Below are 22,830 nucleotides of genomic sequence, written 5' to 3' on the forward strand. Positions count from 1 at the left end.
TGAGAAATAAAGTGAAACCTTAATCGGGGGGAGTCTTACGGCCCGTTAATATAAATGTTAGTATGTGACAAAAAAATACAAAATAGTAGGGATTTTGCATTTTTGAATAGAATATATAGATTGGTAAATAGAGAGAAGGGGATATTGGGATGAATATTATTGAAATTGAAAGGTTAGAAAAATCATTTGATATTGGGGATAGTAAAGTAAAGATCTTAAAAGATATTAATGTTCAAATTCAAAAAGGGGATTTTGTTTGTATTATGGGGGCAAGTGGATCGGGTAAAACGACCTTACTTCAGCTGTTAGGTGGATTAGATATTCCATCGGTAGGTAGTATTCGAGTTGATGGTACAGAGATTTCAACATTAAAAGAAAAAGAGCTCGCTTTATTTAGAAGGCATAAAATCGGTTTTATTTTTCAACAGTTTAATTTAATTCCAGTGTTTAATGCGGAGGAAAATGTAGGGTTGCCTTTACTATTAGATAATGTTTCGCAAAAGAAGGCAACGGTGACAGCAAATCGTTTATTAGAGCTCGTTGGATTGAAAGGAAAAGAAAAGCATTTACCAGCACAGTTATCAGGTGGGCAACAGCAAAGGGTTGCGATAGCAAGAGCTTTTGCAAATGAGCCGGCTATTATATTAGCAGATGAGCCAACAGGGGCGTTAGATTCAGAAAACAGCAAAAATATTATCGCGGCACTTCGCAATGCATGTGATGAATTAGGGCAAACAGCTGTCATTGTAACGCACGATCCGTTTGTAGCGGCCCATGCTGATAAAGTTGTTTTTTTATTAGATGGTGAAGTGATTCATGAGCATGCTGAAAGTAAAGGATGGAAATTTCGAAATATCCCGCAACAAGTTACTCAAATTCAAGAGATTATGAATCATCACTTTAAAGTAGGAGGTAAAGGTGATGCGATGGGTAATTAAGTATGCGATAAAATCGATGAAACAAAATTGGTTGCGGAATATGTTGATTGCCCTCGGTGCAGCTTTAGGTGTTATGTTAGCGACGATGTTATTGCTAGGCAATCAATCAGTAGAGAAAAGTGTGAAGGAACAAGTAGTAAGCCGGTATGGAGATTATAATTTACAATTTGGTTATATAAAAAATGATATGTATTTAAATAATGAAAGTTTAAAAGGAATAGATGGCTTAGAAAATGCTGAAAAAATATCAAAAGTACTTATACCATATCCTTTTCCAAATTATAAAGAGTTATCGGGAAAGCCATCTTATTGGGGTGTTGAGCAAGATTCTCCAGAAATGCATTCTTATAAAATATTAGAAGGACGATATCCAAAAGAAGGTGCTGAAGTAGCACTGACAAAAGGGTATACAGATCGTGAAAATATACGGGTAGGAGATACGATTAAACTGCCATTCCCGCAGCATGGTGAAAAGGCTGTGAAAGTTGTTGGTATTTTAAATCCACCGTTAATGGCGTCAATGGGGCATAGTGCTTATTTTCCAATCCATTGGCTTCAAAAAGAATTAAATTTACTAAATCAATTCAATCTCGTTCAAGTGAAAGTACAAGATGTAAATGTGAAAAAAGCAATTGCTTTTGATGTACATAAAAAGATTGAAAATATAAAGGTGGACCAACGTACTTATGTAGATAAGGCGTTTGAACGACTAAATGTAATGAAGCCGTTAATTTTTAGTTTAGGTGGTATTGCTTTATTTGTTGTAGCTCTTTTAATAATGGGAAGCTTCTTCTTATCTGTTAGAAGTCGATTTAAGCAGTGGGCATTATTACGTGCGCTCGGTAGTAACCCAAATCAAATTATATTAGTCGTTTTATTAGAGGCTTTATGTATCGGAGCAATCGGATCGCTAGCAGGGGTTATTCTTGGGGCAGGTACGCAAACAATTGCAGCATCATTCATTAACAAATGGGTGAATATTGAGGGGGCAGGGAAAGCATCATTCTCGATTTCAGGTGAGATTTTACTCATTACTTTTTTATTAGGGATTGTTATGTCTATCATAGGGGCCATTATACCAGCTTTCATGGTTAGAAAGATTGCACCAGTTCAAGCACTTCGCCCAGGTCTTCCTAGTAATGAGAAAAAAGAAAAGAGATGGAGTGCTTTTAGCCTTAGCATTTTAATCATTGGTACTGTTATTGGACTAGCAGGTAACGTATTAGAGCAGTATATCGGTTTTAATCCAAGTGCGATAGGAGCGCTGTTATTTGCAGTTGGTTTGTTATTTGCAATTCCGTTCTTTATTCGTATGATCGTACCAGTGATTGCAAAACCGTTTCAAATGATATTACGAATTGAAACGACGATTAGTAGCCGGAATGTAATTCGTTATCGGAATAAGGCAGCTGTGTCGGTTGCTATACTAGCATTTGGTTTTATGTTAGCACTTGTTGGAACGATGTATATAAACTCTATTTACGAAGGCATGAAAGATGGGTTACAAAAACATTTACCAGCTGATTTAGTAATAAGAATTCCAATAGAGTCGCAAAGTACTGAAGTATTACCATTTAGTTGGATGGAGAAGGTTAAAAAAATTGATGGTATAGAAGAGAGCGTAGCAAATGTTACTGACTTTACAGCGAAGCTTATAAATTATGATTTTAAAAAAGCGGATCAAGAGTGGTATGAAAATGTGAGGAAAGATGATTTTGAATATGATGTGATAGAAGTTGTGGGGAATGATATTGTTGCTTATCAAAAAGTAACAAAAGCGAAAGTGATTACAGGACAAGATTTAAATAAGCCATTACAAGATGGTGAGGGAGTCGTTACGAAGAGAACTGCTAAAACATTAGGGATTCAGTTGCATGATACGATTGAAGTACAAGGAAAAGGGAAAGAAAAACAAACGATTAAAGTCGTTTCGATTATTGAGCAAGGATTAAGGGGAAGAGGATTAGACATTTTCGTAAATGAACAATGGGTTCGTGATAAGTTTCACGTGCAAGGATATGAAGCAATTCAAGTTATGACAAATTCTAATCAATCATTTGAAGAGATTAAGAAGCAAGTAAAACAAATTACAAATAATAAAGAGAACGTAGAAGTTATTAATAGCCATGATTTATTAAAAGAACAGGAGCAGTTATTATCGCAAATGATGATGTTAATTCGCTTGTTAGTTGTAATTGTTTTTATTATTTCTGGTATAGGGTTAATGAATGCGATTGTCTCAAGTTTACATGAAAGACGTGCTGAAATTAGTATGATTCGTGCGGTAGGAGCTATTCCGAAGCAAATGAGACGGATTGTTTTATTAGAGGGCACTTTACTTGGAGCGATAGCTGGTTGTATTGGGGTTTTAGGTGGAATTGTATTTAGTTATATTGTGTTATCAAGCTTAGAGTTAACGGTTATTATCATTCCGTATAATCAAGTTTTAATATTGGCATTAGCTAGCATTATACTCGGAGCAGGAGCAGCAATGATTGCTTCATTACAATTAAGAAAGTTTAAATTGAGTGATACTTTAAAGGAGTTATCAGCATAAAAGATTACTATATCCCGCTCATACAAAGTACAAAGAAGACGAATAAAATGATAACAATACCAATGCCAAAGTTAAATACAAGAGTACTATCCATATATGTAACCTCCTTGTTTGAAAGTAAAAAGCACTCTGGCTGGAGTGCTTTTTATTATCCGAATCTGTCGCAACGAACGCTGCAACGTATAGAAAGGGAATAATGGGTTTAAGAGTTATATTAATTTATGCATTAATTTTGTAAATGAGCAGGTCCTGCTCAGGTATAGAAAAAAGACACTCTTTCGAGTGTCTTTCATGATGACAAAACGTGCCAATTGCTTGAGTTTGATAAGACGTTAATTTTCCGGTTAACAGTCTTTCTTAATCAAGAAGTGTAACAACAGCGATTCAAATAAATTTTAGCATTTTTTAAAGGGGTGTGCGTATGTAACTATGCATATTACGATTAGAGGAGAATCAAGTTTGGAAAATGAATGAGTAAATACATATAGATTAGTAGAGTATTTGGTAAGGAGCGAGATGAATGGATATACATAAGTTAACAGAAGAAGAAGCGAAAGAAATAAATACGTGGAAGTATGAAAATCCCTATACGTTATATAGCTTTTCGGGAGATGCTGAAGTAATAGAAGAGTTGCTAGATGGGACGTATTACGGTTGTTGCGGAGAGAATGGAGAATTCATCGGCTATTTTTGTTTTGGAGAAAATGCACAAGTGCCAGGGGGAAGAGATGCTAATTTATATAGGGGAGAAGATGTAGTAGATATTGGGCTTGGAATGAAGCCGGAGTTAACAGGAAAAGGGATGGGGGAAATATTTTTTCAAGCGGGAATAGCATTTGCTACTGAGGAATTGAATTCGAAAATGTTTCGACTGAGTGTAGCGACATTCAATAAGAGAGCGATTAGGCTGTATAAAAACATTGGATTTCAAGTAGGACCTCTTTTTTTGAGCCGTGGAAGAGAGTTCATGCTTATGGAATATGAAAGGCCGTCAGTGTGAAACTGACGGCCTAGATACGTTACTCTGAATGCTCAGCACGGTGTGCTAAACGGCTTGAAGCAGCGGCAGCGATTCCGCCAACGATATCATCAAGGAATGTATGCACCTTTCCAGTTGATTTATCATTTAAGTATTCTAAAATACCTGGTTTTAATTTATCGATATATCCAAAGTTCGTGAAGCCAATTGACCCGTACACGTTAACGATTGAAAGTGCGATGACTTCATCAATTCCATATAGTCCTTCATCGCGTTTTACGATATCTTGTAACGGCTGACTTAACATTCCTTTTTCAGCAAGGACATCAAGTTCAATGCCTGTAATAAGAGCGTTTTGTACTTCTCGTTTTGATAGTACACGCTCAACGTTATAGCGACATTCTGACATCTCTAAATTTGCATGGTATTTCTTTTGAAGAAAATGAACAAGATCAGCAATATCGTCAATTGTTACACCGCGCTCTTGTAATAGTTGTAATGCTCTTTCTTGTAGTTGATTTGAGTCTTTCATGTTTATCACCTTTTTTTCTTTTTAGTATTTGTATACGTTTCGTTGCTTTATCATGTGCATAGGAATGAAAGGCGAGCACAAGCTCATATATATAAAGAAAAACCATAGGTGGCGACTGCGATGATTCAGCATATTTATGAGCATTATCACATGCATATTAAAGAATTAATCCCCCTTGGCCCCTATAAAAGCTTTTGGATTCGCAACAAAATTTATGTACTTGTTCCAATTGGAGAAATGGAGGAAGAAGTACTTGTAGAGATGAAAAAGCTCAGTGATTATATGAACCAGCAAGGGGATATAACTGTTTCGACTTTCGTTCCGACTATACACGGCTACTATGTAAGTGAGATAGAAGAAAAAAATTACTGCTTATTAAAAGGTATGCGTATGTTAGAGCGACATGCTACATCATTAGGAAGTGAGCTTTCTATATTCCATAAACGTGGCGCATTCTTTCCAGAAGAAGTTGAGCAATTAAGCCGCATTGGTGAATGGAAAGCATTATGGGAAAAAAGGCTCGACCAATTAGAAAGGTTTTGGCAATCGCAAGTGATGAACCATCCTTCAGACGTATTCGATCAATTGTTTATTGAATCCTTCCCGTATTACTTAGGAGTTGCAGAAAATGCAATTCAATATGTTGTCGATACAGAAATGGACGATACACCACAAATAACTGACGCAGCAACAATTTGCCAAGAACGATTTACACCTTTATTATGGCAGCAAACGAAGCGTTTAAAACTTCCTTTTGATTGGGTATATGATCACCCAAGTAGAGATATAGCAGAATGTATTCGCTATATGATGATAGAAAAAAAGAAAGATTGGGAGCAAACGGTAGTTCAATTCATTACAGATTATGAACGTAATTATTCGCTCTCTTCATTTGGTTGGCGCTTATTATTCGCAAGGCTTCTGTTCCCGCTTCACTACTTTGAAACGATTGAACGATATTATCAAACAGGAAACGAAGAACAAAAAGGCATATATAGAGCCCGTTTAGAAATCATTTTACATGATGTGAAGCGCACTGAGCAATTTATGAATCATTTTTACGAGTCATTTCGTTTACCTGTTGATAAGTTAGGCATTAGGAAATTAGATTGGCTATCTTAAAATGAAAAAAGAGACCGGGTGAGGTCTCTTTTTTATATATCACAATTGTATGTAATACATTATGCCCCTACCTGTTGATCTGCACATATATTTAAAATGAATTGATGTCTTTCGATTTTTTCATTTACTTTACTCAATAATTCTTGCTGGATTTCTTTAAATAAAAATTGATAACTTGCATTCCATGTTGGTATAACGGATGAAAGGTCTAATAAATACTCTTTTTTCTTTTCTAGTTCTTGAATTGTTAAGAAAGTGTTCCCCATTCTTGACATGTGTCGTCCCCCTATGTTTTTTTCTGTATATGTGTGAACGATTCTATAGTATTAATTATCGCACTTTTTGAGAAGGATTTCCAATTTTGTTTTATGATGTTAAAGGGGAAGTGTTATTTGAATAAAAAAAGAGACCCATTTGGGTCTCTTTCTAGGAAGGGATTTTGAACGAGCCGCTTCCGCTTTTAGATAATGTCTAGCTCCAGCGGCTAAAATGTTCGGTGGCTTCGCTTCTTCCGCCGAGGCAAAAAGCGCCTCTATGTCAGAAGCTCCATCCTCCTCACATTTTGAACGAGCCACCGCCGCTTTTAAATTAAAATACTTGTTCTACTTCAATAACGCCTGGTACTTCTTCAAGTAGTGCACGTTCGATACCAGCTTTTAGTGTGATTGTAGAACTTGGGCAGCTTCCGCATGCACCCATAAGGCGTAATTTTACGATACCTTCTTCAATGTCTACTAATTCAACGTCTCCGCCATCGCGAAGTAAGAATGGACGTAATTTATCTAATACCTCTAGTACTTGTTCTTGCATATGTGGGTTTTCCATTTTTATCGACTCCTTTCATCAGTTTTATTATAATCAAGATAGAGGGGAAAATCTATTTTTTCTCTTCTTGTTTTATTGTCAAAATATTATATCGTGTGTACAACGTGTTTTTTCAGTATAGGGGTATGGAATAAGTTTGTAAAATGATGTGCTTGTGTACTAAGGTATCTGAATATACTGTTAGGGCAAGAAGTGGGGGAGAAGAAATGGTTAATGTGCAAGTGTATGGGACGAAAGTAATTTGTGCGAGCTGCGTCGGAATGCCATCTTCAACAGAAACGTTTGAGTGGTTACAAGCGGCGATTGGTCGTAAATATGAAGGACAAGAAAATAAATTTAAGTTTGAGTATATTGATTTTCAAGAAGAACAAGAAGATGAAGATAAAAAAGTATTCGCAGAGCGAGTAGTGGAGGAAGATTTATTTTATCCAGTCGTTCTTGTAAATGGAGAAATTGTTGGAGAAGGAAATCCTCGTTTGAAGGATGTTTACGAAGAAATCGAGAAATATTTATAAAGCATGAAGCCTTTGCGAATTTGCGAAGGCTTTTTTTATTGGAGGGATAGATGTGGAGAATGGAATAAAGCAGGCTCTACCAGAAGAAGTAAAGCAATTAATGGAGCAGTACATAGTAGAATTAAAAGGGATTTTTTCGGATGAAAAAATAGTCGGGGTATATATTTACGGCTCCATTGCACTCGGTGCATTTCATGCAGAAACGAGCGATGTTGATTTTATTACAGTAATAAGTGATTCTGTGAATGAAGCTGAAAAACAGCAACTTGTAGAACTTCATAAGAAACTTAGTGAGAGTACGTTAGGTAAAAGAATGGATGGTATGTATATTCCGCTTGCTGATTTAGGGAAATACAATGATGAAATGAATGAGTACGTGTATTGTGCAGATGGTAAAGTGAATATAGGTCATTGGGATATTAATGCGGTCACATGGTGGACGTTAAAAAATCAAGGTATTACAGTTACCGGGAAAGAAGCTGAAGATCTTTCGTTTCAAATAAAGTGGGACGATGTAGTAAATACAATGAAATACAACGTAGAACATTACTGGCTTGAAAAAGCGAAGCGTCCTTATTTATTTTTCATAGAAGAATGGGTAGAATCAGCTGTCGTTACGATGGGACGTATTTTATATACGTTAGATCATAAAACAATTGTTTCAAAAGATAGAGGATTACAATACTTATTAGAACGTTCAGCGAAAGAATGGGAGCCTTTATTAAAAGAGGTAGAGCGAATGCGAAATAATCCAAAGGGAAAGCGCAAGCTCTCTATTTGGAGGAGGGCTGATATGACGAAGAGGTATTTGCTGCATCTAATTGAAACATGTAGAGAGAAATGGTAGGGAAAAACAGACGATACAGTAAATTGTATCGTCTGTTTTTGTGTTAAAATTGGTATATAATGGTTTAAAAGGTTTAATTATACTGGAGGGGATAGGATGAACACAGAATTAGCTACATATGAAGAGAAGAATATACAAATGAGTATGCTCGAAGTAATTAGCATTATAATAATTACTTTTGGGGTAATGCATGGAATGGGTTTTTTGAACTTTTTATATGACTCCTCATTATATCCATGGTATGTAGACCATCTTATTCCACCCTTCACGTTTTGTGCGATTATTGTAATGTATGCACCAGCAAGAAAGTATTGTTCACAGCTAGTAAAATCACTACAGTTCAATAATTTTAAACATTATGTAACAATAGTAATGACGATGATCATACTGCTTATATATCTCGCGGTATTAAATTTAGTTTTACCACATGGGCTTAGTGTGGATGAGTCAAATATAGTAATAGAGCCTACTATAAGTGAAATCATTTTATACGTAGTTGTACTCACCATTTTTGCACCGATTTGGGAAGAACTTTTATTTCGGGGGATATTTTTCACGAAATTATCTCAGCGCTTCTCTACACTTACTAGTATTGTTATAAGTGCTTTTATATTTACTTTAGGTCATCCCCTTACTTTAGGTAGTATGTTATATATTTTTGGTATAGGTGTATGTTTAGCCTACACATATAAGAAAACAAATAATTTACTCGTTCCATGGGGAATTCATTTATTAAATAATTCATTTTTTATATTAGTAAATTTTCAAATGTAAAAAGACGCCTTTTTGAAAAGGGCGTCTTTCCTATTTTGCAGTAGGTAGAAAAGGTTTTACAAGTATTATGTAGAGGAAAGATAATAGAAAAAATATGTGTATGGGGGAAGACGATGAGTAAATATAAATTACATATAGACAAAGAACAATTATGGAGAGGTTGCATCTTAAAGTCGATTGCAGATGCAATTTTTGTAGCACATGCTCCTGATTTCTCACATGAAAGTTCATGGGATGAATTTAACTATAGTATGCAATATAGTCAAGGTGGACAAGGGACAATTACTTTCCATCCGAATTACACGATCGTATGTATTCAAGATGTGAATAGTGAGAGAATTGATGAGTGGATTGATGCAGCAAATTATTTCGAAGGGGCACCTTCAGAAGTGCTAGAAATTGCTAAAGAGGAAGCACTCCAATACGTATTAGAAGAGGTAGAGGGGGAAACAGTTCCTTTCATTACGACAGCATTTTGGATTGATGATAACGGTGCGTATTCAATCGATTCATTTGAAGAGATGGAAGAGCACGGTGGATTTTTATTAGAAATTCCATTACTTGATACGGAATCAGCAATGGAAAGATTGGAAGAAGAGTATGAACTGACAGAGGAACAACTAGAGCTTTTACAAGTAGTGTATGAGAGAAAAATTCAAAATCCAAACAAGGAAATTAAGTTGTCTAAAGAAGAGGTAGCGATGATTGGAACGGATGATGAAGAAGGATTGGAAGTATGTAAGGATTCATTTGAAGAGATGAATATTACTTGGGAATTGTAGGAGAGGATAAAATGTTTCCGATTGGTGAGCAGCCGAGGATTATAAAGGACTTGGAAAATGTTACTGCTAGTTTAGAAGAATTAGCGATTGAGGGGAAAACAAAAAATATAGAACGATTAGCATCTTTACAAGTTAAGAAGTTATGGGTTTTCGCAGTAAATCAAAAGCAATTTGAGCATATTCTTACGTACGCTCGTCCAAATATATTGTACGTTTACGAAATGAGGGTCGAGGATTTAAGTAGCCTTCAGAAGTTATCAGATTTACAACAGTTGTATATGTGCTGGAATACAAAAGCGAAGACGTTATGGGATATCGCGTATAATAAAAAACTCAAATCCTTATTAATTGATGATTTTTCTAAGCTAGAAGATTTAAGTGCTTTAAGTAAGTGTCCGCAACTCAATACCTTTTACATGGGCGGTGGGATAAATACAGCAATGAAAGTACAAACTTTACAACCACTCGTTGCATTACAGCATTTAAAAAAACTTACTCTTATGAACTTAAAGGTTAAAGATGATTCGTTAGAACCTTTAATCCAATTGAAAAATTTACGAGAGTTAAGTTTATCTAATCAATTTAAGGTGGAAGAGTATGCAAAATTATCTGTAGCATTGCCATATACGAAATGTAAGTTTTTTAAACCTTACGTATATATGAATGATGCAATAGATGGGGGAAATATAATGGTGACTGGGAGAAGAAGGCCATTCCTTAATTCGAAAACGGATGCGGTGAAGATGCAAAAGTATGAAGAACAATTTAAAAAGTTACAAGAGGAATATAAAGCACTAGTAGAAAGCAAAATGTGAAGTTACATTGCGTTTTCTACTAGTTTTTTCATATACATATCAACTTCAAGAAAGAATACTTGCTCTTTTTCCTCGGTATTAAGATGTACAGCACAATGCAAATATTGCTGTAAGTAGCGATTAGCTTGTTCGTACTGTTTTAATTTGTAGAAAGAGAAACAGGTAAGAAGCAAAAATGCTTTTTCTTGTAATATTGGAACGACAGCTAGTACAGGAGTCATGGAATGGATAGTTGTTTGTATTAAATTTTCATATGAAGCCCATGTTTGAAACCAGTCGAAAATGCTAGAAAGATAATCCGGAATATGGATAGTTTCATGTGAAACATTATGCAATAGACTGTTCTTTTTGATGTTTATCCCGCATTAACGGGCAGTAAGACTCTCACTTCAAAATCTGGCTGGAGCAAAGAAGTTAGATGGGAGTCGGGCTGCCCGTAAAAGTCCGATTGGTTCGGGCTGATAATCAGTGGGGGATGAACAAAACCCCCACTGATTAAAGTTTCACTTTATAATGAAATCTTACACCATTGCGCACTCCTTTAGAGATAGGTTTACTCTTCATCTTCATCATAATTGTATGTAGTTAAGTTTTGTAAGAAGCTTTCAAAATTAGGTGCTAATTCAATAATTTCCTCAAACTCATTATCGATAAATATAACTGGAGGATTTTCAGCTACGTTTCGATAGTCTAGTGCAATCCACGTATGTCCGTCACCAGATAAAAGCACGATATTCTCAGGCATGTCCCATTCCTGAATTAAATAATGGCTCTCTAAAATACTAGACTCATTTTCATCAAAAGAAATGCCATATAATCCAGAAACATTAACGTGATCGTCTGCCCAAGAATTTGGCTCTGAAGTAGGATGAGCATCTAATCGAAGAGTTCCTCCGTTTTGTTCTTTTAGAAGATTTATGTACGATTCTGGGAGCTTTACGTTTAGTACTTCTTCTGCTTTTTTTATTAGTTCGTCGTTAATAGGTGCTAATTTTAAATAGTCATCTTCTGTCCAAAGTGTAGTCTTCATATTTGGTCACCTCAAATAATAGTTTTATAAACTTTATTTTGTATATTATAGTTAATTAAAATATTGCGCAATAGAGAGGGAAGATATCATGATTAACCACAATAAAATTAAACAACTGTTAGCATATGTAGATCGTGCTGAGGATAATGAAATTGAGTTAGAGTATGAATTTGAACCAATGACAATAGAACTATTTAATAGTGAAGAAATAGAAGAAGGACAACTTGGTTATAGCGTTGATGATGAAGGTCAAAGTTTAATCGGGAATGAAGAAGGAGATTGGAAAGAAGGATGGATTGTAATTGGAATAGATTCATATCTTGGGGACCCAATCTTTGTAGATAGTAATGATGAGAATTGTCCAGTTTATACGGCAATGCACGGTGAGGGAGATTGGGAGCCGGAATGTATAGCTAAGCGTATAGAAGATGTTATTGAGAAAGTGAAGGGGAATGTGGGATAGTTGTGTAAGTGGAAATATGTTTGAAATAGTAGAAAGCTAATTTGTGAAGTCTCTTAAGTCGAGATTTTAGGTTTGGTCATATTACAATAGTAGTTTAATAGGAGAAGGGTGTGTCAAAATGATTTTGATACATCTTTTTTTGCGAATACACGAAATGTTTAACATAGTGTATTAAATGTCTTATATATGAGTATTCTAATATATTTAATAGTAAAATGGAATATAGAATGGATAATTGTCGGAATGTATTCGATTTTTGTTCATTTTTATGGAATATAACTACTTTTTGTTAGATTCCTTTGTTTTATTTCTTTACAATAAAAATTATATAGAAATAAGAGAAGGATGATGTACGTGAAGGACACTGTTTTACAAGAAGCGATAGCTCCTAAAGAGTTACATAAAGTTGTGAGAAATAATACTGCATATTACAACTTTAAGTGGGGGAAAGCAAAAGATCCCGAGAAGGGAAATAGTTGGAACTGGATAGCCTTTTTCTTCCCATTATTGTGGTTAGCTTATCGCAAGATGTATAAATTATTTATTATTATTGCATTAGTAGGAGTTCCTACTTTAATTACCTCTGTTTTTATAGATATCCCGATGTGGATCGATTTTATTGTTTATTTCGGAACTATGCTATTTACTGGATGGCAAGGGAATCGTTTATATTACAAGCATACAGTTCGTGTTTTACATAAGGCAAAAGAGTTATCTGATGCACAACACAATTATTACTTCCAAACAAAGGGTGGCACTCATGTTGGGATTATGCTTGGATTAAATGCGTTATTATTTGTAGTATTTGGTGCAGCTGGTTACGGATTATCGTATTTACCGACGGAACCGAATATAAAAGATGTAGTTCGTTTAAGTGATGAAGGGATTACATTGGAAGTTTTTACTGATGATCCAAAATGGACGTATGTAAAAAAAGAAGGACGTTTTGATATAGTAGAATTTACTGGTTATGATTATGAGGAAAAAAAGGATGTAAAGGTTAAGTTCGCTGTGTATTTAGATAAACAGAGATTTGAATGGAAAGAAATTTATTTAAACGATAAAAAGTTAAATGAAGAAGAAGCAGAAGAGTATCAATTTTATATTGAAGAAAATGCCTGGTATTAATATAAATAGATAATGATGTATCGCAAAAAGAAGAGTCTAATGAAGATTCTTCTTTTTATTTATGAGAAAGGATATGTAACAAGAAGAGAAAAACATTAGTAAACAAACGCCATACTAATTGAAATTTTGTAAAATACAATAAAAAATGAGAATTCCAGGTAGGCTTGTCAATAACGTAAGACTATGGCACTATAAAGAAATGCTGTACAAATTTTATTTATCGAGATGTAAACATCAAATTTGATTTTTACGTATAAATAATGAACGGAGGAAATGAATTTATGGCTACTTTACCAAATTGTCCAAAATGTAATTCAGAATATACGTATGAGGATGGCGCTCTTTTCGTATGTCCAGAATGTGCCCATGAGTGGGGTCAAGAAGCGGAAGCTGAAAGTAATGATGGTGCAAAAGTTGTAAAAGATGCGAACGGAAACGTTCTTCAAGATGGCGATGCTGTTACTGTAATTAAAGATTTAAAAGTAAAAGGAACTTCTTCAGTTGTAAAGATTGGTACGAAAGTAAAGAGTATCCGTCTAGTTGAGGGAGATCACGATATTGATTGTAAAATCGATGGTTTCGGAGCTATGAAGTTAAAATCACAGTTCGTTAAGAAAGCGTAAGATTAGCAAAGAAAAAAGACGCTCTGTAAGTAACTTGCAGAGCGTCTTTTTTATGATTGTACGTCAACTTCTTTCAACTGGCACCGCTTATTAAAGAACGTTTTATACCCAAGCTGTAAGAAGATAATAACAGAGAAAGCTGTACTTCCAGAAATGCCAAGTATAATCGCAATTTGATATTGGATAGCTGTAAATGGTGATACACCGGATAAAATTTGTCCTGTCATCATGCCTGGGAGACTTATAATTCCCATTCCGACCATGGAATTAATTGTTGGTAAAATAGCAGAATCGAAAGCGTCCCGTATGAGCGGAGCAGCTGCTTGTTTTGGAGTTGCGCCAAGCATAAGTGCACCTTCAATATGGTCTCTTTGTGATTTCATACTGTTTAAAAAGGTGTTTGCCCCGAGGCAAATACCTGTCATAGCGTTACCGATTAGCATGCCGGCAATAGGAACGATATATTGCGGAGCATACCAAGGATCGTGTCCGATAATGACAAAGATAAATAGTAGAAGAGGGCCAATTGATCCAGCAATCATGGAAATGGCAGCAACTCTTTTTAATTCTTTTGACATAGGAAGGTTTATTCGTTTATAAATGTTGAAAATAGCAAATGTAGTAATAGAAGTAATGAGAGCTATTGTATAAAACGGATTACTATTTTCAAATATGTATGTAAGAACATATGCAACTAGTACAAGCTGAATTGTCATACGTAATGTAGCAATTGTAATTTGTTTCTCACGCGGTATTCCTTTTAATTTCACAAGCCCGATTAAAATAAGGATGAAAATATATGCAGCTGCAAGTTGCCAAATTTGTAGTTCAATAACGCCCTTCAATTGATAGCACTTCCTTTCTAGTTGCACCGTTTGTTTTACTAATTTCAATAATATCGTCTGCGATTTCTTCTGGAAGTTGTTGCGAGTGCGTGATGAAGATAACTGTTTTTTTCTTTTCTTTTGCCAGTAGAGTGAATTGTTTCATAACGCGGCGTTCTGTGTCACCATCTAGTGCCGAAGTTGGTTCATCTAATAAATAGACGGGCGGATCCATTAGTATAATACGAGCGAAAGCAAGTCTTTGTTTTTCACCGCCTGATAAAGAAGAGGCGTTATCTTCTAATTTTTTATCTAGGCTAACAGTCGTTAATGCGCCTTGCAAGGCGTCGTCATTTGGAAATGGCTTTTCAGAAAATCTAAGTCCCATTAAATAAATTATCTTTAATTGTTCCATCAAAAATAGGCGAAGTTTGTCCGAGCATGACAACTTCACGGCGTAATTGAATGGGAGGATAATCTAAAATAGATTTTCCGTTATATTCAATTGTGCCAGATGTTGGTGATTGTAAATCGTTTAACATGCGAAGTAATGTGCTTTTACCACTACCACTTTCACCGATAATACAAGTTGTTTTTTCTTTTTGAATCTGTAAATAAGGAATGTGTAGAATATCTTTATATGTGATGTCTTTTAATATAAACATAAATTGCTCCTTTCTGATTCTAGTTATATCGTATCAAAAAGAGAGAAAAATAGAAAAATAAAGTCTCTTTAGAAGGAACATCTTTTTTCTTTGTTTTAAAACTTTGCGCGTGGCAGGAAAAGTCACTGACCGATCCTATACATAGCCAGTCCCTCTCGACCATTTAAAAAAATGCTTTTTTGTCGGTTTTTCATAGAGTGACTGAGTAGTTACAAAAAATGAATAGAAAAAGGCTGTCTACTATGTAGGCAGCCTTTAAAGTATTAACCGTTATGATATTTGTACATCCAAAGAAGACCGGATTTTAATAATCTCGGTACACGTCCCATTAATGGTTGGTTTGCTAGTAAACCAAATCCGTGTTTTTTGCCGAGAGAACCGAGAACACCTTTTAATTTAATAACAGGCAGTTCATCAGGAAGGGGTTCATTATTCCAACGTTTTAATAATATTTGGACAATTTGTTCTCCTTGACCTTCAGCAAGTTGAGCAGATGGTGCGTGTGGAAGTGCTGCACAATCTCCTACGACATAAACGTGCTCATTATTTGGAATATTGTGATATTTAGTTAAAACAACCCGTCCGCTACCATCTTGTTCTACTGGAAGGTTTCGAACAACTTCATTTGCTTGAATACCAGCTGTCCAGACGATTGCATCACATTCAAGTGGTTCATCATGGTTGTATACAATGTTTGGTTCCACTTTTGTAATGTTAGAGTTTCGTATAATGGTAACTTTATGTTTTACAAACCATTCTTCTACGTATCTACTTAATTTCTCTGGATATGGGAATAAAATTCTATCTTTTCGATCAAATAAATAGATTTTTAAATCTGAACGGCTTTCGCGAAGTTCACTTGCCACTTCAACGCCGCTTAAACCAGCCCCAACGACAGCTACTGTTGCATTTGGTTCTAAGCTATTTAATTGTTCGTATGTCTTACGTGTTTGTTCAATTGATTGTAGGCTATGTGTATATTCCTTTGCCCCAGGAACGTTATGATATTTATCTTCACAGCCAAGCCCGATAATTAAATCATCATATTGAATCGTTTCACCGCCATCGAGATGAATGGCTTTCGTTTCGAGGTCAATATTTGTTACTGTTCCGTATTGAATATTGAGACGTGGGTGCTCAGGAAACGGTATGCGAATATGCGTTTCTGAAATTGTACCCGCAACTAATGCATAATATTCAGTTTTAAAGCAATGATATGGTACTTTGTCGATTAATGTCACTTGTACATCATCTGGAAGTTGGTTGCTTGGAAGTAGCCGCTGCAGAATTCTCATTCCACCGTAGCCACCACCTAGTAGTACGAGGTGTTTCATGATGGATTACCCCTTTTCTGTTGAAATATCCCCTAATCATACAATTTTATATTAATAAAATATTTTGACTTTACACAATCAAATTATATCGAATTTGTGAACAAATAACAATGCATGAATGAATACTCTGTTGTACAATAAGAAGAAAAGTAAAGTAAGTGGTTTTCATTTTCTAGTTACTATTTACTATTTCATTATGAGTAGTATGTTATATAAAGAAGACCATCTATTATGAAGTGAAATAGTGAAGTAACTAAATAGTTTAGAATATATAACGAAAACAACAAGAAACAGCTTAGTTTCCTTCTTATAAATAAAGTGGAATGGTAATAAGTAGAGAGGGTTACTTATCCGTTTCGCAAATTAGGTATGCACATACCATATAAAGTAAATGGTAATTTGTTTAGAGATACAGGGGGGAGAGAGTTTTGATTAAACCATTAATCGAATTTTGTGTAGGTAACCTTGCAAGCGGTTCGCAAGCAGCTTTAGAAAAATTAGAAAAAGATCCTAATTTAGACGTAATGGAATATGGTTGTTTAGGATATTGTGGCATCTGTTTTGAAGGTCCATTTGCACTTGTAAATGGTGAAGTTGTACAAGGTGCAACAGTAGAAGAACTTGTAAATAATGTATATGATTATATGGATGAAAATCCAATGTTTTAAAGCGTTGCAAACAGGCAACGTTTTTCTTTTTTCATTTATCCCGCTATTTGCGGGCAGTAAGACTCCCACCTCAAAATTCAGCTGAAGCAAAGAAGTTAGGTTGAAGCCGTGTTGCCCGTCCCCCCACTGATTAAAGTTTCACTTTATTAGGAGTGTTTATTTCGAAAAAAAAAGCCCTTTTAGAAGGGCTTTTTTCTTACACGATTTGTGTAAGAACGGCCTATTGCCAAAACACTGTCAAATATGAGAAACGGGGGACATTCATATTGTGTTCTAAAAGCATGCATTTTATACTTGAAATAATAAATTATTTTTGGAGTGAATAAAAATGAGCCAATTTTCTTTTACAAAAATGCATGGTCTTGGAAATAGTTATATATATGTAAATATGTTTGAGGAACAAATTAGAGAAGAAGATTTAGCAATTGTAGCGGAAAAGGTTTCAAATATTAATACTGGTATTGGTGCAGATGGAATGATTTTAATTTGTCCTTCTGACGTGGCACCAGTAAAAATGCGCATGTTTAATAACGATGGCTCAGAAGGAAAGAGCTGTGGAAATGGTTTACGCTGCGTAGCGAAATATGCGTATGAGCATAAACTAGTAGAAGGTAAAGTTTTCACAATTGAAACGTTAGCTGGTATTGTTACGGCAGAAGTAACGGTAGAAGATGACAAAGTTACATTAGCGAAAATCGACATGGGAGCACCTCGTTTAACACGTGAAGAGATACCGATGCTTGGTGAAGGAGAAACACCATTTATTCGTGAAAACTTCTTATACAATAATCACCGTTATGCATTTACAGCTGTTTCAATGGGGAATCCACATGCGGTTATTTTTGTTGATGATGTAGAAAACGCGCCTCTTACAACGTTAGGACCGGTTCTTGAGACGCATGAAATGTTCCCAGAGCGAGTGAATGTTGAATTCATCGAGATTTTGAATGATGAAGAGATGAATTTCCGCGTTTGGGAACGAGGATCTGGTGTAACACAAGCTTGCGGGACAGGAGCATGCGCAGCTGTCGTTGCGGCAATTTTAAATGGGAAAATGGAACACGGTAAAGAAATTACGGTTCACTTAGCAGGCGGCGACTTAATGATCGCATGGACAGAAGAAGGAAATGTATTAATGAAAGGACCTGCGGAAATAATTTGCCGCGGAGTGTATGAGTACAAGATAGAAGCGTAAAGATGTATAATAGAATGAGAACAGAAAGGATGGTGTATTTCATGATTGAAGTAACAGAACAAGCAGCTTTTCAAATTAAAGATATGTTAAAAGATGCTGAAGATGGAGAGAAGTACGTGCGCCTTGCTGTACATGGCGGCGGATGTAGTGGTCTTTCTTACGGCTTAGGATTTGAAGTAGAACCAAAAGAAGACGACACAGTTCTTGAGTTTTTCGGTGTTGAATTTGTTATCGATAAAGAAAGTGCTCCGATTGTAAAGGGAGTGAAAGTTGACTATAAGCAATCTATGCTTGGCGGCGGATTCACAATCGACAATCCAAACGCGATCGCATCATGTGGATGCGGATCATCTTTCCGTACAGCGTCGAATGCTGGTAAGCCAGAAGATTGCTAAGTTTTTTCATCCCTTTATTCTAAGTGGTAATTGAATGGGTAGGTTGCATATAAAGACCTTCTTAGCGATGAAACCAAATCGTTAAGAAGGTCTTTTCTTTTGCGCTAAAAAGAAAAAGAGCATGACAAAGATAACGAATATATGCAAGAAGAAGGATAAAGAGGATGCATGAAGGTGCAGGCCATATCAAATTGTATAGAACTGACTCGTTCCATATTAATTAAAATACGCTGATTACTAGAAATTAAAAACTACCGGAGGAATTACAATGAAGTCATTTAAGAAAGTACTGGTATTAGGGATGACGTTGGTTACAGCATCAATATTTGGAGCTTGTTCTAACGATACAGACGTGTTAACAAAAGCGGGAGCAAAGCAACAGGTGAAATCGGAAGCGGAAGTACTAAAAGAACAGAAGGAAACCCCTATGACTACGAGCGAACGTGACAGCATTAAATATGAGGACGCTACATCATCACAGAAGCGTTATATTTCTCGTGACGAAGCCGAAAAGATTGAGGAAGGCATGACATATACGGATATTCTTAATACGATTGACTACGGTGGTGAGAACATAAAACATTATAATAACAAGGAAAAACGCGTGTTTTATACTGAAAAGGATACGGATGGTACATATGAAATTATGGTTGAATTAAATACATATGGTTACGTTGTTAATATTGAACGCACTGCTATAAAGGATGCGGATAAAGAGAGTCAGGTATCTACGAAAAGCAGTGAAGAGCCTGTAAAGGAATATGAAGAAAAAAACGACCGCGTACCGTGGTATAAAGATGTAAATAACGATTCGGCGGAAGTAGACTATAATCACTATTTGAAAATCAAAAAAGGTATGCCTGCGAATCAAGTAAAAGCTGCGATTGGACAGCCACGTATGATTGAGAAATATAAATCGTATTCAGTATACGGCTATACCGGTTATGGCGGCGAAGGAACATTACGTGTAATATTCGAACCGAATGGAACTGTTACGCAGGTAGTAGAAGATGGATTACAACGATAATAAATTAATTACGGGAACAATTGCAGTAAAGTTGTCGGTGGCTTTATAAAGTCTTGGAGAGAGAACCGTGAGTAATCGGAGAGGACAATGATGAACGAAGATAAGATAACGATAATTATGCTAGCAGTATTAACGATAGCGTTAGTATTTGTTGGGGTTTCATCCAAATTCAATAACCTCATTGTGGACGCTATCGCCGTACTATTTTTGTTGATAGCTACTGCAGTAGGCGCAGCGGTTGTAACAGAACGTAGATTGCGCAAAAAGAATGGGAAGTAGCAGTTTTTTGTACGAGCGGGAGGGGACGCAAGATCGACGATATTTTTGAATTCGTAGGAAGGTATGTGATTAAACCTATAATTAGATTTGTAAGTTACCTTGTAATTGATATCATAATAGAGTGCGTAATAGAAGGTTTAATAAGCGGTATAAGGAAATTACGTGATAAGATTCGTGACAAGTGGAAAAGTTGGCGTGGAAGACGTTATTGGCGTTAATAGATTGTCATGATTAGGCTAGATGAGTGCCAATAACGTTTTCAATGAAAAAACACTGATTAAAGTTTTAGTTTATTATCTTACAAAAATGTAATGTTCATGTCATGTTTTTGAATTTCTTCTTTAAAGCTTAGGCTTTAAGATAACAATATAAGAAAAAAATATGAGGTGAAGGAATTGAAAAGATATATTGCACTTTTTAGTATTTTAGTTGTATTCGCAAGTCTTTTAACTGGTTGTGATATTAACCGTATAGGGAAAGATCAGTATTATGTTCAAATTACAGCTGATGGAATTGAAAAAAACGGGAAGTCTGATAACGGAGAGCCATACAAATATTTTGAGTATAAATTAAAAGGCTTCGATAAAGACGGAACAGAAAAGGAATTAGAATTTACAGCTGAAAAAAACTTACGTAAAGATGCATTCTTACGCGTATACAATTCAGATAAAAAAGGTGTATCTGCTTGGGAAGAAGTGAAGAAAGACGAGCTTCCTGCGAAAGTGAAAGAAAAACTAGGTGCGAAATAAGACAGAAAAAAGGAATTGACGAACAGGGTCTTTACGATAGTTATAGTACCAACGGTTTGAAGTGAATCGGTAACGATTTGGTAATAATTATAGCAAATCTTTTTCCATAAATGCAACTACCTCTGCTTGCTTAGAAGGATACAAATGGCTATAAGTATTTAAAGTTGTTGCTACATCCGAATGGCCTAAGCGCTGGGCTACAACAAGTGGACTAACACCTTTATTTATTAGATATGAAGCATGAGAATGTCTAAATTCATGCATTACAATTTCTTTGACAATAGCGACCTTTAGATAGTTTTTGAATTTTTTATGTAATGAAGTTGTAGCTAGACTATCATAGAATTCGCCGAAAACAACATAATCATTTTTAACTGGTGCTGTTAATGCAGCAGTTTTTTTTATGCCTTCTAATAAATTCATTACAAAGCTTGGTAACATAATGATTCGATTGGAAGCTTTAGTTTTTGGCTCTGTTACTTGACGGTTATATTCGGTTTTGTTAATGTTTATAGTTTTTTCCTCAAAATTAATATCTTCCCAAGTTAAAGCTAACAGTTCTCCTTTTCTAGCTCCACTATAATAAAGTGTTGAAAAAAATGCTTTATACATGGGTTCATCTACGATGCTTATAAACTGTTTAAATTCTTCGAATTCCCAAAAGTTAATTCTTTTTTTTGATTCTTTTTGAAAATTACCAGCAATTCTTGCTGGATTACTCGTTAAACCATGAAACTTTATACCGAAATTAAATATTGCTGAGAGTGTAGTGTGGAATTTTTTTAAATATTCCGCGGAATATTCATTAATCATTTTGTTTTGATAGTCCATTACATGTCTAGCTGTGATACAGTCAATTTTCATTTTACCAAATTCTTTAATTAAATGATTGTAGATGGCATTTTTGATAGTATTTATTGAAGACTGCTTTCTCCTTTTTGTATACCAATTAAAATAATTATCTGCAAGATGCTCAAATGTTAAGCTCGAGTTCGTTTCTTTTTCAACTAACATTTTTGCTTCGGCTTCTCGTGCTTCTTTCTTTGTTTTAAACCCACGACGTTTTACTTGTTTTAGTGTTCCATCGAATTGTCGAATTCTAGTGACGAAGTAGTATGTCCCACGTTGTTCATCTTTATAGATTACCAAAGGAATTCCTCCCCCTTGTATACGTATAGAATTATAAATAAGTTAATTGTTTAGAAAATAGTATAACATTGTGCTTTATAAAAAGAAAAGACACTCAAAAAAATGAGTGCCCCCTATCCCTGACTTGAACCACTTTCGATTTAATAAGAATATATTCTTATTACCCCTTTAATTCATGTGTAAACACACCCTATAAAACAGAATCATCTTTAGAACTAGATTGTTAGCACACACAATAAAAAAGAAGTGAGGTAAATATTTAGATAAACGCTATGTCATTAGTGCGGTTGACATATTACGCTCTTAACAATAAGAGAATCTACTTTATAGAATGTATCCACTTTTTTATTGTACTACTTTTATTATGTATATGGTGTATTTTTGGGTGATTATGCAAAATTACGTTATTGCAGTTTCTATAAAATAAAAAAAGACATCTAAAGGATGTCTACGAAGTTAAACCATCTTACTTTTAATAACAGAAGAGTAAGGGAACTCAATTATTATTAAACCATCATATTGATAAAAACAGAAAGGATACTTTTATATTATCATATAGTGCTATCCGTTAATATTGATAAAAAATAAAATTGTAATTTAGAAAAAATGAATAAA

The 22,830-nt window shown here is 35.1% G+C and carries 26 protein-coding genes and 2 pseudogenes; 19 read left to right on the forward strand and 9 right to left on the reverse strand.

Annotated elements, in window-relative coordinates:
* The first annotated feature begins 149 nt into the window (after positions 1 to 149).
* From I6L50_RS07915 to I6L50_RS07925, 3 genes are all read left to right on the forward strand, one after another.
* Entirely contained in the window at positions 150 to 938 is a 789-nt protein-coding gene (locus I6L50_RS07915) for an ABC transporter ATP-binding protein (RefSeq protein WP_219301048.1), read from the forward strand.
* Complete coding sequence (locus I6L50_RS07920; RefSeq protein WP_219301049.1) at positions 922 to 3,495, forward strand: FtsX-like permease family protein; 2,574 nt, start codon at positions 922 to 924, stop codon at positions 3,493 to 3,495. The genes I6L50_RS07915 and I6L50_RS07920 overlap by 17 nt, the downstream gene beginning before the upstream one ends.
* Before the next feature lie 520 nt (positions 3,496 to 4,015).
* Positions 4,016 to 4,495 (forward strand): GNAT family N-acetyltransferase, encoded by a 480-nt coding sequence (locus tag I6L50_RS07925; RefSeq protein WP_002015903.1) that lies wholly within the window; start codon positions 4,016 to 4,018, stop codon positions 4,493 to 4,495.
* 19 nt (positions 4,496 to 4,514) lie between these two features.
* Here I6L50_RS07925 and I6L50_RS07930 read toward each other — a convergent pair whose 3' ends face one another.
* Complete coding sequence (locus I6L50_RS07930) at positions 4,515 to 5,006, reverse strand: phosphatidylglycerophosphatase A family protein (protein ID WP_002015902.1); 492 nt, start codon at positions 5,004 to 5,006, stop codon at positions 4,515 to 4,517.
* 120 nt (positions 5,007 to 5,126) lie between these two features.
* On the opposite strand from I6L50_RS07930, the gene yutH reads away from it, so the two are divergent.
* Positions 5,127 to 6,128, forward strand: coding sequence for a spore coat putative kinase YutH (yutH, locus tag I6L50_RS07935; RefSeq protein ID WP_061690089.1), 1,002 nt, complete (start codon positions 5,127 to 5,129; stop codon positions 6,126 to 6,128).
* A 59-nt stretch (positions 6,129 to 6,187) separates the two neighbouring features.
* Here yutH and I6L50_RS07940 read toward each other — a convergent pair whose 3' ends face one another.
* A complete protein-coding gene (locus I6L50_RS07940; RefSeq protein ID WP_219301050.1) occupies positions 6,188 to 6,403 on the reverse strand; it encodes a carbonic anhydrase in 216 nt (71 codons plus the stop codon).
* Positions 6,404 to 6,716: 313 nt separating this feature from the next.
* The gene (locus tag I6L50_RS07945) at positions 6,717 to 6,953 is read right to left on the reverse strand and encodes a NifU family protein (protein ID WP_000431159.1); all 237 of its coding nucleotides are present in this window, start codon (positions 6,951 to 6,953) and stop codon (positions 6,717 to 6,719) included.
* Positions 6,954 to 7,159: 206 nt separating this feature from the next.
* Between I6L50_RS07945 and I6L50_RS07950 the strand changes: the two genes are divergently transcribed.
* From I6L50_RS07950 to I6L50_RS07970, 5 genes are all read left to right on the forward strand, one after another.
* Positions 7,160 to 7,468: a YuzD family protein gene (locus I6L50_RS07950; RefSeq protein WP_002068102.1), complete on the forward strand. Its 309-nt coding sequence runs from the start codon at positions 7,160 to 7,162 to the stop codon at positions 7,466 to 7,468.
* Positions 7,469 to 7,505: 37 nt separating this feature from the next.
* A complete protein-coding gene (locus I6L50_RS07955; RefSeq protein ID WP_257475373.1) occupies positions 7,506 to 8,315 on the forward strand; it encodes a nucleotidyltransferase domain-containing protein in 810 nt (269 codons plus the stop codon).
* 96 nt (positions 8,316 to 8,411) lie between these two features.
* A complete protein-coding gene (locus tag I6L50_RS07960) occupies positions 8,412 to 9,089 on the forward strand; it encodes a CPBP family intramembrane glutamic endopeptidase (RefSeq protein WP_219301052.1) in 678 nt (225 codons plus the stop codon).
* A gap of 113 nt (positions 9,090 to 9,202) precedes the next feature.
* A complete protein-coding gene (locus tag I6L50_RS07965) occupies positions 9,203 to 9,871 on the forward strand; it encodes a hypothetical protein (RefSeq protein WP_219301053.1) in 669 nt (222 codons plus the stop codon).
* 11 nt (positions 9,872 to 9,882) lie between these two features.
* A complete protein-coding gene (locus tag I6L50_RS07970) occupies positions 9,883 to 10,686 on the forward strand; it encodes a leucine-rich repeat domain-containing protein (RefSeq protein ID WP_219301054.1) in 804 nt (267 codons plus the stop codon).
* A gap of 2 nt (positions 10,687 to 10,688) precedes the next feature.
* On the opposite strand, the pseudogene I6L50_RS07975 reads toward I6L50_RS07970, so the two are convergent.
* A pseudogene (locus I6L50_RS07975) lies at positions 10,689 to 11,045 on the reverse strand (DUF4304 domain-containing protein); the annotation flags it as partial.
* Positions 11,046 to 11,239: 194 nt separating this feature from the next.
* Positions 11,240 to 11,716, reverse strand: coding sequence for an SMI1/KNR4 family protein (locus tag I6L50_RS07980; protein WP_219301055.1), 477 nt, complete (start codon positions 11,714 to 11,716; stop codon positions 11,240 to 11,242).
* Between the two features lie 88 nt (positions 11,717 to 11,804).
* Between I6L50_RS07980 and I6L50_RS07985 the strand changes: the two genes are divergently transcribed.
* The 3 genes from I6L50_RS07985 to phnA all read left to right on the forward strand — a co-directional run bounded on the left by I6L50_RS07985 (position 11,805) and on the right by phnA (position 13,930).
* Complete coding sequence (locus tag I6L50_RS07985) at positions 11,805 to 12,179, forward strand: hypothetical protein (RefSeq protein ID WP_219301056.1); 375 nt, start codon at positions 11,805 to 11,807, stop codon at positions 12,177 to 12,179.
* A 354-nt stretch (positions 12,180 to 12,533) separates the two neighbouring features.
* Complete coding sequence (locus I6L50_RS07990) at positions 12,534 to 13,307, forward strand: DUF2628 domain-containing protein (protein ID WP_219301057.1); 774 nt, start codon at positions 12,534 to 12,536, stop codon at positions 13,305 to 13,307.
* A 281-nt stretch (positions 13,308 to 13,588) separates the two neighbouring features.
* Positions 13,589 to 13,930: an alkylphosphonate utilization operon protein PhnA gene (phnA, locus tag I6L50_RS07995; protein ID WP_002089332.1), complete on the forward strand. Its 342-nt coding sequence runs from the start codon at positions 13,589 to 13,591 to the stop codon at positions 13,928 to 13,930.
* Between the two features lie 50 nt (positions 13,931 to 13,980).
* Here phnA and I6L50_RS08000 read toward each other — a convergent pair whose 3' ends face one another.
* From I6L50_RS08000 to I6L50_RS08010, 3 genes and pseudogenes are all read right to left on the reverse strand, one after another.
* Positions 13,981 to 14,775 (reverse strand): ABC transporter permease, encoded by a 795-nt coding sequence (locus I6L50_RS08000; RefSeq protein WP_219301058.1) that lies wholly within the window; start codon positions 14,773 to 14,775, stop codon positions 13,981 to 13,983.
* Positions 14,759 to 15,419 (reverse strand): annotated as a pseudogene (locus I6L50_RS08005) (ABC transporter ATP-binding protein). Before I6L50_RS08005 ends, I6L50_RS08000 begins: the two are co-directional and overlap by 17 nt.
* Before the next feature lie 263 nt (positions 15,420 to 15,682).
* Complete coding sequence (locus tag I6L50_RS08010; RefSeq protein WP_002192372.1) at positions 15,683 to 16,753, reverse strand: NAD(P)/FAD-dependent oxidoreductase; 1,071 nt, start codon at positions 16,751 to 16,753, stop codon at positions 15,683 to 15,685.
* 428 nt (positions 16,754 to 17,181) lie between these two features.
* On the opposite strand from I6L50_RS08010, the gene I6L50_RS08015 reads away from it, so the two are divergent.
* From I6L50_RS08015 to I6L50_RS08040, 7 genes are all read left to right on the forward strand, one after another.
* Positions 17,182 to 17,421, forward strand: a complete 240-nt coding sequence (locus tag I6L50_RS08015) for a YuzB family protein (protein WP_002015892.1) — start codon at positions 17,182 to 17,184, stop codon at positions 17,419 to 17,421.
* A 328-nt stretch (positions 17,422 to 17,749) separates the two neighbouring features.
* On the forward strand, positions 17,750 to 18,616 hold the full coding sequence (gene dapF / locus I6L50_RS08020; protein ID WP_012261916.1) for a diaminopimelate epimerase: 867 nt from the start codon (positions 17,750 to 17,752) through the stop codon (positions 18,614 to 18,616).
* 41 nt (positions 18,617 to 18,657) lie between these two features.
* Positions 18,658 to 19,011: a HesB/IscA family protein gene (locus I6L50_RS08025; RefSeq protein ID WP_002034566.1), complete on the forward strand. Its 354-nt coding sequence runs from the start codon at positions 18,658 to 18,660 to the stop codon at positions 19,009 to 19,011.
* Positions 19,012 to 19,279: 268 nt separating this feature from the next.
* Positions 19,280 to 20,038, forward strand: a complete 759-nt coding sequence (locus I6L50_RS08030) for a hypothetical protein (protein WP_088040356.1) — start codon at positions 19,280 to 19,282, stop codon at positions 20,036 to 20,038.
* Positions 20,039 to 20,125: 87 nt separating this feature from the next.
* Positions 20,126 to 20,317 (forward strand): hypothetical protein, encoded by a 192-nt coding sequence (locus I6L50_RS08035; protein WP_061690101.1) that lies wholly within the window; start codon positions 20,126 to 20,128, stop codon positions 20,315 to 20,317.
* Between the two features lie 32 nt (positions 20,318 to 20,349).
* Complete coding sequence (locus I6L50_RS34730; protein WP_257475374.1) at positions 20,350 to 20,535, forward strand: hypothetical protein; 186 nt, start codon at positions 20,350 to 20,352, stop codon at positions 20,533 to 20,535.
* A 177-nt stretch (positions 20,536 to 20,712) separates the two neighbouring features.
* Positions 20,713 to 21,066 carry a YxeA family protein gene (locus I6L50_RS08040; RefSeq protein WP_219301059.1) on the forward strand — a complete coding sequence of 118 codons (354 nt, stop codon included), beginning with the start codon at positions 20,713 to 20,715 and terminating at the stop codon, positions 21,064 to 21,066.
* An 87-nt stretch (positions 21,067 to 21,153) separates the two neighbouring features.
* Here the strand turns inward: I6L50_RS08040 and I6L50_RS08045 are convergent, their stop codons facing one another.
* Positions 21,154 to 22,215: a site-specific integrase gene (locus tag I6L50_RS08045; RefSeq protein WP_219301060.1), complete on the reverse strand. Its 1,062-nt coding sequence runs from the start codon at positions 22,213 to 22,215 to the stop codon at positions 21,154 to 21,156.
* Positions 22,216 to 22,830: the final 615 nt, after the last annotated feature.

Origin of the sequence: Bacillus sp. FDAARGOS_1420 (assembly GCF_019344915.1) — a bacterium.
GTDB lineage: Bacteria > Bacillota > Bacilli > Bacillales > Bacillaceae_G > Bacillus_A > Bacillus_A mycoides.

Bases quoted from the DNA above. Each gene is read 5' to 3' on its own strand.
- I6L50_RS07930 (WP_002015902.1), bottom strand. From the start codon at position 5,006: ATGAAAGACTCAAATCAACTACAAGAAAGAGCATTACAACTATTACAA.
- I6L50_RS07915 (WP_219301048.1), top strand. From the start codon at position 150: ATGAATATTATTGAAATTGAAAGGTTAGAAAAATCATTTGATATTGGG.
- I6L50_RS07970 (WP_219301054.1), top strand. From the start codon at position 9,883: ATGTTTCCGATTGGTGAGCAGCCGAGGATTATAAAGGACTTGGAAAAT.
- I6L50_RS07965 (WP_219301053.1), top strand. From the start codon at position 9,203: ATGAGTAAATATAAATTACATATAGACAAAGAACAATTATGGAGAGGT.
- I6L50_RS07940 (WP_219301050.1), bottom strand. From the start codon at position 6,403: ATGTCAAGAATGGGGAACACTTTCTTAACAATTCAAGAACTAGAAAAG.
- I6L50_RS07920 (WP_219301049.1), top strand. From the start codon at position 922: ATGCGATGGGTAATTAAGTATGCGATAAAATCGATGAAACAAAATTGG.
- I6L50_RS07945 (WP_000431159.1), bottom strand. From the start codon at position 6,953: ATGGAAAACCCACATATGCAAGAACAAGTACTAGAGGTATTAGATAAA.
- phnA (WP_002089332.1), top strand. From the start codon at position 13,589: ATGGCTACTTTACCAAATTGTCCAAAATGTAATTCAGAATATACGTAT.
- I6L50_RS07960 (WP_219301052.1), top strand. From the start codon at position 8,412: ATGAACACAGAATTAGCTACATATGAAGAGAAGAATATACAAATGAGT.
- dapF (WP_012261916.1), top strand. From the start codon at position 17,750: ATGAGCCAATTTTCTTTTACAAAAATGCATGGTCTTGGAAATAGTTAT.
- I6L50_RS08030 (WP_088040356.1), top strand. From the start codon at position 19,280: ATGAAGTCATTTAAGAAAGTACTGGTATTAGGGATGACGTTGGTTACA.
- I6L50_RS07925 (WP_002015903.1), top strand. From the start codon at position 4,016: ATGGATATACATAAGTTAACAGAAGAAGAAGCGAAAGAAATAAATACG.
- yutH (WP_061690089.1), top strand. From the start codon at position 5,127: ATGATTCAGCATATTTATGAGCATTATCACATGCATATTAAAGAATTA.
- I6L50_RS07980 (WP_219301055.1), bottom strand. From the start codon at position 11,716: ATGAAGACTACACTTTGGACAGAAGATGACTATTTAAAATTAGCACCT.
- I6L50_RS08035 (WP_061690101.1), top strand. From the start codon at position 20,126: ATGATGAACGAAGATAAGATAACGATAATTATGCTAGCAGTATTAACG.
- I6L50_RS08010 (WP_002192372.1), bottom strand. From the start codon at position 16,753: ATGAAACACCTCGTACTACTAGGTGGTGGCTACGGTGGAATGAGAATT.
- I6L50_RS07985 (WP_219301056.1), top strand. From the start codon at position 11,805: ATGATTAACCACAATAAAATTAAACAACTGTTAGCATATGTAGATCGT.
- I6L50_RS08025 (WP_002034566.1), top strand. From the start codon at position 18,658: ATGATTGAAGTAACAGAACAAGCAGCTTTTCAAATTAAAGATATGTTA.
- I6L50_RS07950 (WP_002068102.1), top strand. From the start codon at position 7,160: ATGGTTAATGTGCAAGTGTATGGGACGAAAGTAATTTGTGCGAGCTGC.